This is a genomic window from Thalassospira permensis NBRC 106175, assembly GCF_000714555.1.
In the GTDB taxonomy this organism is placed as follows: domain Bacteria; phylum Pseudomonadota; class Alphaproteobacteria; order Rhodospirillales; family Thalassospiraceae; genus Thalassospira; species Thalassospira xiamenensis.
Window position 1 is genome coordinate 36,530 of sequence record NZ_AUNC01000013.1, and the last position, 13,504, is coordinate 50,033.

The 13,504-nt window shown below is 54.8% G+C and carries 13 protein-coding genes; 8 read left to right on the top strand and 5 right to left on the bottom strand.

Annotated elements, in window-relative coordinates; translation table 11 throughout:
- Window positions 1-29: 29 nt before the first annotated feature.
- Window positions 30-641, top strand: coding sequence for a hypothetical protein (locus SMB34_RS09010; protein ID WP_037989373.1), 612 nt, complete (start codon window positions 30-32; stop codon window positions 639-641).
- A gap of 17 nt (window positions 642-658) precedes the next feature.
- On the opposite strand, the gene SMB34_RS09015 is transcribed toward SMB34_RS09010, so the two are convergent.
- The 3 genes from SMB34_RS09015 to SMB34_RS09025 form a co-directional block, all read right to left on the bottom strand.
- Window positions 659-2,134, bottom strand: coding sequence for a DUF4139 domain-containing protein (locus SMB34_RS09015; protein WP_037989375.1), 1,476 nt, complete (start codon window positions 2,132-2,134; stop codon window positions 659-661).
- 96 nt (window positions 2,135-2,230) lie between these two features.
- Window positions 2,231-3,607, bottom strand: a complete 1,377-nt coding sequence (locus SMB34_RS09020; RefSeq protein ID WP_007088250.1) for an adenylate/guanylate cyclase domain-containing protein — start codon at window positions 3,605-3,607, stop codon at window positions 2,231-2,233.
- Window positions 3,591-4,325 carry a Crp/Fnr family transcriptional regulator gene (locus tag SMB34_RS09025; RefSeq protein ID WP_110252833.1) on the bottom strand — a complete coding sequence of 245 codons (735 nt, stop codon included), beginning with the start codon at window positions 4,323-4,325 and terminating at the stop codon, window positions 3,591-3,593. The genes SMB34_RS09020 and SMB34_RS09025 overlap by 17 nt, the downstream gene beginning before the upstream one ends.
- A gap of 416 nt (window positions 4,326-4,741) precedes the next feature.
- Between SMB34_RS09025 and SMB34_RS09030 the strand changes: the two genes are divergently transcribed.
- From SMB34_RS09030 to SMB34_RS09060, 7 genes are all read left to right on the top strand, one after another.
- Entirely contained in the window at window positions 4,742-5,767 is a 1,026-nt protein-coding gene (locus SMB34_RS09030) for a DctP family TRAP transporter solute-binding subunit (protein ID WP_037989434.1), read from the top strand.
- 139 nt (window positions 5,768-5,906) lie between these two features.
- Window positions 5,907-6,392, top strand: a complete 486-nt coding sequence (locus tag SMB34_RS09035; protein WP_037989435.1) for a TRAP transporter small permease — start codon at window positions 5,907-5,909, stop codon at window positions 6,390-6,392.
- Window positions 6,389-7,657 carry a TRAP transporter large permease gene (locus SMB34_RS09040; RefSeq protein WP_037989377.1) on the top strand — a complete coding sequence of 423 codons (1,269 nt, stop codon included), beginning with the start codon at window positions 6,389-6,391 and terminating at the stop codon, window positions 7,655-7,657. The genes SMB34_RS09035 and SMB34_RS09040 overlap by 4 nt, the downstream gene beginning before the upstream one ends.
- 11 nt (window positions 7,658-7,668) lie before the next feature.
- Window positions 7,669-8,517: a shikimate dehydrogenase family protein gene (locus SMB34_RS09045; RefSeq protein ID WP_037989379.1), complete on the top strand. Its 849-nt coding sequence runs from the start codon at window positions 7,669-7,671 to the stop codon at window positions 8,515-8,517.
- An 11-nt stretch (window positions 8,518-8,528) separates the two neighbouring features.
- Entirely contained in the window at window positions 8,529-9,182 is a 654-nt protein-coding gene (locus SMB34_RS09050) for a GntR family transcriptional regulator (protein ID WP_037989380.1), read from the top strand.
- 86 nt (window positions 9,183-9,268) lie between these two features.
- Window positions 9,269-11,152, top strand: a complete 1,884-nt coding sequence (locus tag SMB34_RS09055) for a bifunctional sugar phosphate isomerase/epimerase/4-hydroxyphenylpyruvate dioxygenase family protein (RefSeq protein ID WP_037989382.1) — start codon at window positions 9,269-9,271, stop codon at window positions 11,150-11,152.
- Window positions 11,153-11,179: 27 nt separating this feature from the next.
- A complete protein-coding gene (locus tag SMB34_RS09060; RefSeq protein ID WP_007088242.1) occupies window positions 11,180-11,629 on the top strand; it encodes a type II 3-dehydroquinate dehydratase in 450 nt (149 codons plus the stop codon).
- A 364-nt stretch (window positions 11,630-11,993) separates the two neighbouring features.
- On the opposite strand, the gene SMB34_RS09065 is transcribed toward SMB34_RS09060, so the two are convergent.
- Together SMB34_RS09065 and recR are read right to left on the bottom strand one after the other, a co-directional pair.
- Complete coding sequence (locus SMB34_RS09065) at window positions 11,994-12,317, bottom strand: hypothetical protein (RefSeq protein WP_037989384.1); 324 nt, start codon at window positions 12,315-12,317, stop codon at window positions 11,994-11,996.
- Window positions 12,318-12,817: 500 nt separating this feature from the next.
- Window positions 12,818-13,411 carry a recombination mediator RecR gene (recR, locus tag SMB34_RS09070; RefSeq protein WP_037989436.1) on the bottom strand — a complete coding sequence of 198 codons (594 nt, stop codon included), beginning with the start codon at window positions 13,409-13,411 and terminating at the stop codon, window positions 12,818-12,820.
- Window positions 13,412-13,504: the final 93 nt, after the last annotated feature.

The following is a 13,504-nucleotide window of genomic DNA, read 5'->3' on the forward strand; positions in this document are numbered from 1 at the left end:
CGGAATTCAGGCAGAAGCAGGAAAAAGACATGTCGGACAAACTTGCCGGATATTTGCCGCGCCTGTCATTCCTGCGGGCGACGGAACCCGGTTCGTTAACGCTCGCACGTCTTTGTCTTGAAATGGCAACCGCACTCGATAAATCCGAACGGATGGTAGCCCTTTCCCTGTTTGACGAGGCAGATCAAATCTTTGCCTCCCACCTGCAAACGGCACCGGATGCCGCCCGTGCCGGATTGGCCCATAGCCTTAATAACAGGGCAGCCCTTGAAATCGGTGCAGAACAATGGGCGGATGCAGTTGATGCCGCATGCCAGGCTGTTGAACTTCGTCGTGATCGGCTTGCAAGGTTGCCATCGGGGCAGAGCGAAGCCGCCCGACTTGATCTTGGATATTCGCAAGGCGCGCTTGTTTTGGCACTGCGGGGGGCCGGGCAGTTCGGGACCGCGCGTGAAATATGTGGCGAGGCCTTGGTTAATCTTGCGGTGTTTGCCGGAAAGAAAAACCAGCAGGCGTTTATCCTGCTGGCCAAACTCATTTGTCTTTATACCGAACTGTGCGGCATCACCGGCGAGAAACCCGACCCGGTCCTGCTGCTGCCGCTGGCCAAGGCCTTTTATGACAGCAACCAGACCGGATAAGTGGCCGGTTTTAAAGGTTATCGGGTACTTTTTACCGACCAGCTCAGATTGATTTCCTTGCCTGCCGGGACCTCGATGGTCCAGACAATCAGGTCTGGTTGCGGCTTGGTGTGTTTGTGGTCTTCGCCGGTAACAACCCAGTCGGCCGGAACATTTTCACGGATCGTAACGGTTTCGGTGCGTTCACCGCCATTGGTGATCGACCATTCCATGTTGGCGGTGATTTCATCAGGCAGATTTGGGCGTGCCTTGCGATCAAACGCCGTGACTTTGCGCGTACCGGAAATATTGCTGGCCTGGCCAAGGCGTATGGTTGCCTTGCGTCCGACCGGGGTCAAAGACAGATTGTCTTCACCAAGGAAGCCGGTCACACCGCTTTTGGACTGGCCAAAGACGCGCACGGTTCCTGCGGGCCATGGGCTTTTTTCGTCCGGGCCACCATCGTTTTCAATTTCGATTTCAAGGTCAGGCCGGACAAATTCAGACACGTCACTTTGTCCGGCATAGTAAAGATTGGCACTGCCGTTAAAGGTGACCTTGCGGGTTGCAGGCAAGTTTTGCGATGCGATCAACGGCATCATCACGACATCACCATTGCGCATCGAAAGCCCGTCGAACGGACCATAGACATGCAGGTTTTCCATGGTTTCGCGATCCGGCGCGCCGCCACCCGGTGCGCTATCTGCCATGGCCGACATCATCATTTCCCCGCGGGCGGCCTTTGCCATCGGGGTGTAGCTGATCCGGTTGGGATCACCGGCGACCAGACGCAGCTGGGCATTGTTGATTGCCGAGCCCGTCTGATTGGTAATGCGTGCCATTGCCGAAAGGTTCAGGACATTTTCCACACTGTCATACTGCCCGACATAGGCCGTCTGCCACGAAATACCTCCCAAAAGGTAGGCAAGCGAGATATGATCAAGTGCCGCATCCGAGCCAATGGTGACTTCGATTGCCGGGCTGGTAGCGAAGTTGCCGGGCAGGTCGGAGATGATGATCTGTTCAACAGGAACCTGTTCAATACCATCAAGGGTCCGAACCAGTGCGCCACCGTCAATCGATAGCAAAGTGCCTTCGACCAGTTCGTCATCCTTGCGCCGGATGGAAATGGTTTTGCCAACCTGATCTTGCAACAGGCGATACATGGTCGCTGGGCCGTTTGCCGTATTGCGTAACGAATGCCAGACAAGATTGGCATCTTTTTGCGCGCCCATCAGGAAGGTCTCGTCCATGATGGTTTGCGGCAAATTTTCGATCCGGAGTGTTTTGACCCCTTTGGGGATCGTGCCGTTACGTTGTTCGGCAATCATGCCAAGATTTCCGGGGTAAACGGTCAGCTGAATTTTACTGCGGCTTTCACCGGAAAGCGTGATAGTTTCTTCGGTCTTTTCGTCACCGGATTGGGCGGATGCCGGTTCGATGACGGGACCTGCAAAAAGGGCCGCGCTAAGAAGCGTGGCCATGGCAAAACGGTTGCGCAATTCTGATGACATCTCGAATCCCTTGTGTCGCTTGGTGCGTATTGTTCTTCAACAAGCTTTACGCGAAAAAGTGGCAGGATCAAGGACGTATCAAGATTGAGGAAGGCTCTAGTTTAAAGTTTTATGCTGAAAATGAACAGGTATCGCCTGGCTGAAACCTTTGACGTGAATTGCATCCTGCTTGGTAAAGCTGCGCATCAGGATGGATGTGGCTGAGGGTGCCTCGGACCGAAGTTTGTGGGCAAAGTTGTCACTGATAATGATGTCGGTATCAAGGGTTCTGGTCGCACGTTCCAGACGGGCTGCCAGATTGACGCTGGCGCCGATAACAGCGGGCGTAACGGCCTCGCCTTCGCCAATATCACCAACAACCGCCGGGCCAAAATTAAGGCCGATACCGATCTGAAGTGGCGTTGTGCTATCTGCTAGATCACCGTTTTGCCAGTCCCGGACATGGCTGACCATGGATTGCGCGGCCGATAACGCGTTTGCCGCCGGACAATTCATATCGTCAAATGCGCCAAAACTGGCCATGACGGCGTCGCCGATATATTTTTCGACAATCCCGCCATAGGCACCGATTTGTGTCGTCATGATCTGGTGAAACTGGTTTAACAGACGCATCACATCCTGCGGATCGCGTTTTTCGGCATAACCGGAAAACCCGATGATATCGGCAAACAGGATCACGCATTCCCGTCGTGCGCCAACGCGAACCGGCTCATCGCGATCTGCCAGTTGGTCAGCGAGGGCCGCCGGGAAATATCGTGCCAGATTGCCATGCGCGCGTTCGGCGGCGGCAAACTGATTGATCAGGACGCGTAACCGCGAAACCATCACCGCACAGGCCAGCGTAAACACCACGACAATCACGACCTGCTCGGCCAATGCCGAAATGTCGATAAATTCCGGCAGGGTATAGGTCGTGATGATTTCGTCCTGGGTTGGTGTCCAGTCATCGCCGAAATGCTGCGAAACGATGACACCGGGCCGGGTCATCAGCCAGACAATACTGGTGCTCCATGCGGCGAACAGCCAGAACCCGAACCAGATGATAAGACGCGGTGAAAAGGTCATGATGACCAGTGCCATCATGATCATGGAAAACACAACGCCCCGATCCCGAACGACGAAGCTGTATAGCCATGCCGGATGATCGGCAAATGGGTTCAGCGGGTCTGGAACGACCGACACATAAACGATCAGGGCCGCATCGGCGATTGCCAGAATATAAAGCAACCAGCGCCAGTTGCCGCCGCGAAAGGCGACAAAAAGCTGAACCAGAACACCCGGGATGAACCAGCCCAGAACTTCCAGTAGGGAATACAGCTCACCTGTTGGCGAATCCGGTTTGGAAAACAGCAGCAGGATGAAGGCAAGCATGCATATGCGTAGAAACGCCACAAGGATCAGGCCACGCTTTTCCTCGCGGGCGACCAGTCGATCAAACAGGGAACTGGGAGAAGGATCAGCTTTTGATTGCATCGGCGAGAAGGTTTTTCAGGCCGTCTGTATCGCGGATCACCAAACGCCCGTCACGGCGAGTAATCAGGTCGCGTTTTTCAAGGTCGCGCAGCTTTTTGTTTACCGCTTCGCGTGTCACACCCAGCATAAGGCCCAGTTCCTGTTGCGACAGCGGAAGGGCGATGCGGATGCCTTCCGGGTCGGGGCCACCGTGACGTTCAGCCAGCCACAAAAGGCGCTTGACCAGTCGTCCGGTAAGATCAAGGAAATTGGCGTCTTCCAAAAGGTCGCTGACCCAACGAAGGCGACGGCACAAAAGAGCCGTGATATGACGGCGGAGCGGTGCCTCGCGGTCAAAGATTTCAAAGAAATCATCACGTGAAATAAACAAAAGCCGTGTCGGGCCGACAGCACGCGCGGTTGCCGTGCGCGGCTCACCATCCAGAAGCGCGATCTCGCCAAATACCGCACCGGGGGCCAACACGTTCAAAACGATTTCCTTGCCGGTGTCTGAAACGGTCGAAATGCGGATTTTCCCAGCCTCGACCGCGTATAATCCATCGGCAGGCGCGCCTTTTTCAAACAGCAATTCACCATCGTCCATCCGGCGGACACTTGCCTGATTCGAAAGTTGGGCAAGCAGTTCGGGATCGAGATCCTCGAACAGGAAACTGCCCGCAAGAATGCGCGAGGCAATTTTGGCCAGTTGGGGTGTTGCAGTACCGGTAACGCTGTTCACTGAGTTCACTTTTGAAATGGGCGTCGTTTCGATCATCGAATCGATGCATTGCTGGGCCAAAGTAGCATGAAATACCGGCTGCATCGCAAGTGTTTTACAGCAAATTCCATTGTGACGGCAGGGGGATGGCGAAGGAAGAGCATCCAAAAAGTTCGAATTGATCCGTCTTTGTCGTGGAAAGATGGATGGCGTGATGCCGATATTGATACCGACAGGTGCATAACATCAAACAGGCATCCGCGCGGTTAGGATTTGGGAATGTGGGTTTGCCGAACATGTTCTAAATTATATTGATTCTAGAATATTTGACAAAATCTCCTATATTTTTTAAAGTCTCCCTATTCCGATAAGGACCGATGCAGAACACCATGAATAATATCGGGCCAGCGGGATTGTTTTCATTCGGGAGGAAAAAAATGAAATTCGTTTCCAAAAGCACGCTGCTGGGCGCTGTTTCGCTTGCTGCTGCTTCTTTCGCCGTACCTGCCCAGGCTGCGGACATCACTTTGAATTTTGCCCATGTTGATCCGGCTGAATGGACGACCTCGAAGAAGGGTGCCGCAACACAGGTCTTTAAAAACATTGTCGAAGCTGAATCGGGTGGCCGCATCGAAGTTCAGCTTTTCCCGGCCGGTTCGCTTGGCGGGGAAACCGACCTGCTGCAGAATACCCAGGATGGCACGCTTGCCATGTCGATGATTTCCGGTCCGTTCTCGAAAGTCTGCCCCGAAGCTTCTGTTCTCGACATCCCTTATATGTTCCCGAATGCGAATGTCGCATGGAAGGTTCTGGATGGCGATTTCGGAAAACAGCTTGCCGAGCATTGCCTTGAAAAAACGGGCTTGCGCACCTTGGCCTATGGCGAAACCGGTTTCCGCAACTTCACCAATTCCAAGCGCGCAATTGCCGAGCCGAAAGACATGGAAGGCCTTAAAATCCGTGTCATGACGGTTCCGCTGTTCGTCGAAATGGTCAAGGCACTTGGGGGTGATCCCACCCCGATCCCGTGGCCCGAAGTGCCGACGGCACTGACAACTGGTACGGTCGATGGTCAGGAAAACCCGATCAGCGTGATCTATGCCAACAAGTTCTACGAAATGCAGAAATACCTGACGCTTGACCGTCACGTATATGGAACCGACTTCATCCTGATCAATGAAAGCGTTTATCAGGGACTGAGCGAAGGCGATCAGGCGCTTCTGCGGCGCGCGGCGGGGATTGCATCGAATGTCGGTCGTGCGGTCCAGCAGTTCAACTCGGCCGAAGGTGTCGCGAAACTTGCTGCCGAAGGGATGGAAGTCACAACCCCGACAGCGGAACAGCTGAAAGCGTTCCGTGATGTGGCCCAGCCAGCAGTTATCAATTGGCTGTCGGGCGAGATCGGTTCTGAATGGATCGAAAAACTGCAATCTGCTGTCGGTGAGGCTGAAGCCTCTATGTAACCGGCATCGGCAGGCCGGGTGCTCAGACCTCCTTTGAGCCCGGCCTGCCCTTTTTGTTCAGTGATCATCGCATCCGCGACAGGCACCAAAAGTTGTCGCGGTCATGTTGTCGGCTTCCCGTGTTCATCCAGAGGAACTTATGCAACGCGCAGAAAATGCTTTCAGGCATCTGCTTGCCGGGCTTTCGGGATTTAGCATCCTTGTCGTCTTTGGCGTCGTCTTTGCTGGCAGTGTCAGCCGCTACCTCTTTTCCGCGCCTCTGCAATGGAGCGAGGAAGTCGCGAAATATGCGATGATCTATGGCACCATGTTTGGAATGGCCTTTGCCTATCTGCAAGGTACACAGATTACGTTTAGCATATTCATTGATGCCGTTCCTGCCCCGATCCGCCGCAAGCTTGCGCTGGGTGTCGATGTCGCAACGCTGATACTGGGGGGCATTCTGGTCCATGCCGGTTTGATCTTTGCCGCCAAGCGCGGTGGGATTATGGCATCGGGCATCGGAATTCCGATGTATTGGGCGCAAATCGCCATGACGGTTGGCGGGGTCTGCCTTGTCATTGCGGCACTGTTTCGTCTCATTGCTTTCTTCACCCGCAAATCTTCAGGGGGTGAGGAATCATGATCACGGGGCTTGGCCTTTTTGTTCTGCTTGCCATTGGCGCGCCGGTGGCCTTTGCGATTGCGCTGGCGATTGCGATCTACATTGGTGGTGCGACATTCAGCATCGATCTTCTGCCCCAACGCATTTTTGCGGGGCTTGACAGCTTCACCATCCTTGCCATTCCGCTTTTTGTTCTGGCCGGGGAATTAATGAATGCCAGTGGAATCACGTCGCGGGTCATCAATCTTGCCAATGCTCTTGTTGGTCATGCCAAAGCCGGTCTGGCCCAGGTCAATATCTGGTCTTCGGTGATTTTTGCGGGCCTTTCCGGGTCGGCGGTGGCCGATACATCGGCAATCGGGCGTATCTTCATCCCGTCGATGGAAAAAGAAGGTTATCCGCGCGATTTTGCCGCGGCTCTGACGGCGGCATCATCCGTAATCGGTCCGATTATTCCGCCCAGTATTCCTGTGATTATCTATGCGCTGATTACCAGCAATGTGTCGGTTCCGGCCCTGTTTCTGGCCGGGATTGTTCCGGGCATCCTGCTTGCGATTGCGTTGTCGGTTTATGTCCGCATCTTTGCGGCCAATTATGCCACACCGCGTGGCCGGATGAATATGCGCCAAAAGATGCGCGCCCTTTGGGATGGATTGATCCCGCTTTTCATGCCGGTCTTCGTGATCGGATCAATCCTGGCGGGGATCGTGACCCCGACCGAGGCCGCAAGCTTTGCCGTTTTTTATGCACTGGTTGTCGGACTGTTTGTGTTTCGCGAACTCAAACCATCGGACCTGCCGGGTGTTTTTGCCAACTCAATGCGTGATTCTTCAAGCATCCTGATCATTATGGGCACGGTCGCCGCGGCAAACTGGTTCATGACTTTTGCGGGTATTCCGCAGGCGGTCAGTTCGTTTGTGCTAGGCTATGTAGATAGCCCGACAATGTTCCTGATCCTGATCAACATCATGTTGCTTGGTGTCGGTCTGGTGCTTGAAGGCATTGCCGCAATGCTGGTTCTGGTGCCGATCCTGCATCCGATTGCGATCAGCCTTGGTATTGATCCGACCCATTTCGGCATTGTCGTGATCTTCAACCTGATGATCGGGCTGATCACACCACCAATGGGGCTTTGCCTGTTTGTTGCGGATGCCATCGCCAATGTTGGTATGGCCCGGATGATCAAATCGATCATGCCGTTGTTCCTGGTAGAATTGGCGGTTTTGATCCTGATCACCTTTGTGCCGCAACTCGTCACCTTCATGCCCAACCTGTTCGGATTTTAGGATTTCGCCCCATGTTGAAACTTGGTCTTATCGGTAAAGGCATATCACTCAGCCAATCGGCCAGACTGCATGTCTTGCTTGGCCGGATGTGCGGAATTGATGTGACCTATGACTATCTCGACAGTGAAAAGATCGCCGGTTTCGATCTGATCGGGCAACTTGCAGCCTGTGCCAAGGCTGGTTATGCCGGGGTGAATGTTACCCATCCCTACAAAACCGAGGCCCGCAAGCTGATCCAGCGTCGCAAACGTCTGCCCGAAGCCCTTGGTGCGGTGAATACGGTGGTGTTCCGCGAAGATGGCTGGCGCGGGGACAATACCGACTATGTCGGGTTCATGCGCGGTTATCGCGGGCAGTTTGGCGATCAGGCACCGGGAACGGTTTTGCAGATGGGGGCGGGCGGCGTCGGCCTTGCCACGGCATTCGGGTTGCACGGGCTTGGTGCGGAACGCATCCTTATCCATGATAAGGATGCCGATCGCGGCCATACGCTGGTTGCGACCCTGAAGGCGGGCGGGGCCAACGTTGCCTTTGTTACCGAACCTGATCTTTCCGATGCGATCCGCGATGCGGACGGTTTGATCAATTGTACCCCGGTTGGCATGAACCAGTATCCGGGCAGTCCGATTGATGCTGCTTTGCTGGGCGGACAGAAATGGGCGTTTGATGCGGTTTACACGCCGGTTGAAACATCATTCCTGCATTCCGCGCGAAAGGCCGGGCTTTCGGTCATGACCGGCTTTGAACTGTTCTTTTTTCAGGGTATTGAAGCGTTCGAGGTTTTCAGCGGGGCGCAGATCGACGGGGATGCCGCCCGGATCGAATATTTCAATGCCTATCCCGAGGCATTGACGGGGTAAGGGGAAAGTCCATGAGCAGCAGCACAGTTGCCGAGACCGTTTATAACGAAATCCGCGATGACATCCTTTATGGCGAACTCCAGCCGGGTGTGAAGCTGAAGCTTGATGCGTTGCGGGATCGTTATAATGCCGGGGTCAACACGCTCCGCGAGGTGCTGAATCGTCTTGTCGCGTCGGGATTTGTTTTTGTCGAAGGCCAGAAAGGCTTTCGGGTTGTCGAAACATCGCCCTCGAATTTCAAGGAACTGACCGCGATGCGGTTGCTGCTTGAAACCAACGGGCTTGCGAAATCAATTGATGCCGGGGATGTCGAATGGGAAGGCCGTGTTGCTGCCGCCCATCACAAACTTTCCGCCATCGAAAAACGCATGCTGACCGAAGACAGTCGCGAACTGACAGTACGCTGGAGCCAGTATGACCGCGAATTTCATCAGGCCCTGATCTCTGCCTGTGGGTCGGATCTGCATATGCGGATGCATCGTGAAATCTTTGATCAGTTCCGCCGTTATGTGGTGATCGAACTGAAAACGCACGGCTTCCGGGCCGAGGAGATTATTGATGAACATCGAGGCATCTGTGATCTGGCACTGGCACGCGACAAAACTGCCGCACTCTCAAAACTGACCGATCATATCGAAACCTATCGGCGCCGTTCGCAGGACTGATCAAACCGATCCTGCCGGGCAACGTGCCCGGAAGTCCTTCCGCGCGACGGTGCCGATGCACCACACGACCATCCCGGAGGGATAAAATGCTGACTTCCATCGCCACTGTTTCGCTATCGGGCGATCTTCAGGAAAAACTTGATGCCATTGCCGCCGCTGGTTTTGACGGTGTCGAGATTTTTGAAAATGACCTACTGACCTTTGATGGCTCCCCCGAAGATGTTGGCAAGACCATCCGTGACCTTGGTCTGAAGCTGGTCACCTTCCAGCCGTTCCGTGATTTTGAAGGCATGCCCGAACCCCAGCGCACCCGCGCGTTCGAACGTGCCGAGCGCAAGTTCGATCTGATGGAAGAACTGGGTACCGATCTTCTGATGGTTTGCTCGAACGTCTCGCCGCATTCGCTGGGCGGGCTTGATCGTGCGGCAAAAGATCTGGCCGAACTTGGCGACCGTGCGGCAAAACGTGGGCTTCGCATTGCGTTCGAAGCCCTGTCCTGGGGCAAACATATCAGCGACTATCGCGATAGCTGGGAAGTGGTGCGGCGCGCCAATCACCCCAATGTCGGTCTGGTGCTTGATACCTTCCATATCATGGCACGCAAGGTGCCGCTTGATGCGATTGCATCAATTCCCGGCGACAGGATTTTTCTTGTGCAGGTCGCCGATGCGCCGATTCTTGAAATGGACCCGTTGTCATGGAGCCGCCATTTCAGGTGCTTTCCGGGGCAGGGGGACTTTCCACTTGATGAATTCATGCGCAATCTGGCCCGAACCGGGTATGACGGGCCGCTATCACTTGAAATTTTCAATGACCAGTTCCGCTCAAGCTCGACCAAAAACGTTGCCAAGGATGGCTTGCGTTCGCTGATTTATCTGGGTGATGGCATTGAGGGTGTAAAAGTCGGTGAAAAGGCGGTTGCCCTGCCGCCAAAGGCGCATGCCCGCAATGTCGAATTTGTTGAATTCGCGGTCGAAGAAGAAAACGCCGAAAAGCTTGCGGCCCTGTTTGCCGGGCTTGGATTTGAAAAACGCGGCAGCCACAAATCCAAGGCTGTCACATGGTGGAAGCAGGGCAATATCAACCTTGTGATCAATTGCGACAAGGATGGTTTCGCACATTCCTATAACATCGTGCATGGCCCGTCGGTTTGTGCGGTGGGGCTTAAGGTCGATGATGCAAACGCATCGCTTAAACGCGCGCAATCCCTTTTGGCATCACCCTTTGTCCAGTCCGTTGGCCCGGGCGAAATCGAAATGCCCGCCATCCGCGGTGTGGGTGGCAGTCTGGTCTATTTCCTTGATGATCAAAGCGAACTGGCGCGCATCTGGGATGTCGAGTTCGAAGCATCGAAAACTGCCGACAAACCGGCAAATGACGCCAACCTGAAATCGGTCGATCACGTTTCCTATTCGATGCAGTACGAGGAAATGCTGACCTGGGTGCTGTATTTCACCTCGATCTTCGATCTTGGTAAAATGCCAACGGTCGATGTGCCCGATCCCGGCGGGCTTGTGCAAAGTCAGGTGGTTCAGGGTGAGGATGGCGGGGTGCGGCTGATCCTGAACGGATCGCAAAGCCCCCATACCCAGCATTCACAATTCCTAAGCGAATTCTTTGGAAGCGGCGTGCAACATATCGCACTTTCAAGTGGCGATATTTTTGCCAGTGTCGATTTTTGCCGGAAAAATAGTGTTGAAGTTCTGCCAATCCCGGAAAATTACTATGATGACATCGAGGCGCGCTTTGGCCTTGATCCCGATCTTCTGGATCGACTGAAGGCTGCCAACATCCTTTATGATCGTGATGATGACGGCGAGTATTTTCAGGTCTATACCAAGACCTTCGCCAACCGGTTCTTCTTTGAACTGGTCGAACGTCGCGATTATCGCGGGTTTGGTGCGGCCAATGCACCGATCCGGCTGGCATCGCAAACCCGTATGAACCGGCGCAGTCAGACGTCGAAATAAGCAAACATTTCAGGGGATCAGGAAACCATGAGCGTTTCGGAAATTCTTGTCATTAACGGCCCGAACCTTAACCTTCTGGGGCAGCGGCAGCCGGAAATCTACGGCTATGACACTTTGGCAAGTATCGCGGATAAATGCGCGTCCCTTGCCGAAACGCTGGGGGTTTCTGTCCGGTTTGAACAGTCAAACCACGAAGGCAGCATTGTCGATTTCATCCATGATGCACGGCAAAAATCGGCGGCGATCATTATCAATGCCGGGGCCTATACCCATACATCAGCCGCCATTCATGACGCGCTGAAAACATTCGATGGCTATATCATCGAACTGCATATTTCCAACCCGCATGCCCGCGAAGAATTCCGCCACCACAGCTGGATCAGCCCGGTTGCCAATGCCGTGATGGCCGGTGCCGGTGCCTATGGCTATGAACTGGCAACGCGTCTTGCCGCGGAAAAGATTGCGCAGACCAAATAGGGTGATGGTGCCCGGGTCCGAAACAACAAAGGCAGCATCGAATGCTGCCTCGGACTGCTGAACAGCTCACAGATAACATGCCTTCAAGAGACAATTCCCGCAAAGCTTACCCCCGTGAAAGCGGGGGCGGCAATCCCGTCTCCTGCAACAGGGTATGGATTCCGGGTCTTCGCTCTGCTCCGCCCGGAATGACGATTGTGATCAACCGCCAAGCCAATCCCGCCAGCCAACCAACCCCGGACCGCTGACAAAGCCCTCCCAACCAGATCGTCATTCCCGCGACGGCGGGAATCCAGTCTCTTTCAGCGGGGCATGGATTCCGGGTCTGCGCTGCGCTTCGTTTCGCCCGGAATGACGGTTTTGGTCAATCGCCAAACCAATCCCGCCAGCCAACCAACCCCTCTGCCCCCGGCATCGCCAAACGCCACCGACTGGACGGACCACGCCCCGAACGACGCTCGCTCTCGGTTGCCCCAAAACGCACCTCACCCCAAGGGCCACAGCGTTGCCGAATGGCAGGCACACAAATCCCGCCATCGATGACCGGCCTTTCGGCATGTCCGACGCACCATCGGACCGCTGACAACCGATCCTGCCAGCCGCTCCCCGCCAGCCACCCCGGCACCCCGGCCGCCGATCCCGTGCCGATCCAATCCGGGCGCAATTCGGGCCCGCTGATTCTCGGCATTGTCACGCTTCATCGACCGGACTGGACCAAACCAGACCAGCCTCGCCCCGGCTATCCCAGCCCCGTTCAGACGCCTTGCCCCAAGGACACATCTCTCCCGTCATGATAAACACCCGTTTTTCGCAAATTTCGCGTGGCCTTACGGCAAGAACACACCACCGCCGTAATGGCTTTTCCATGCGCCAGTGATGCTCCTTTGGTGACGCCGCCCCCGCCATTTCATCCCGTCAGATCGCTGCCCCGTCATCGTCTCATTCCTGTTTTGCCGCCCGAAACGCAAAAAACCCGCAAAAGCGGATCACGCTTTGCGGGTTTTGTCTCCGGACCCATTTGTCCTGTTGACTTTATCTTTATGACACAACCAAAAGAACAAATCAAGAACTTTTTTCAAAAAAACGGAAAAAGTTCCCGGCCGATGCTCTGCGTGACCAAAAAGGTATATTTATCAATATCCTAGGCAGAATTGAATGCTGCCTTCTGTTTTCATGAACGGTCTGCGATCAAACTGCGCTGCGTGATCGAAGGGCTGCGGCCAGCGTGCCGTCATCAAGGTAATCAAGTTCGCCGCCAACCGGGACCCCGTGCGCCAGGCGTGTAACCTTGACCCCGGTTTCGATCAGGCGTTCGGTGATGTAATGTGCCGTGGTCTGGCCATCGACGGTGGCATTGGTGGCAAGGATAACTTCCGTTACTACCTCGTCGCGTGCCCGTTCGATCAGTTGATCGATGCGCAAATCATCCGGCCCGACCCCGTCAAGCGGCGACAATGTCCCGCCCAGAACATGATATTGCCCCTTGAACGCCCCGGCACGTTCCAGCGCCCAAAGGTCCTGAACTTCCTCGACCACGCAAATTGCATCACGGGTGCGATTGCGGTCGGCACAGATGTGGCACGGATCGACCACATCAATATTGCCGCAGACACCGCAATTGGTCATGGCATTGGCGGTTTCTTCCAGCGCGTGGGACAACGGGATCATCAGGGTTTCGGGTTTTTTCAGCATCTGCAAAACCGCGCGCCGTGCCGACCGCGGGCCAAGCCCCGGCAGGCGTGACAGAAGCTTGATCAGATTTTCGATTTCCCGTCCGTTCATGATGGTCCCGTCTTGCGGTTGATCTTGTGATGACTGTTTCTGATAGCTTGTATCAAAAACAAAGGGCGGCGCAATGCCACCCTTTGATTTATG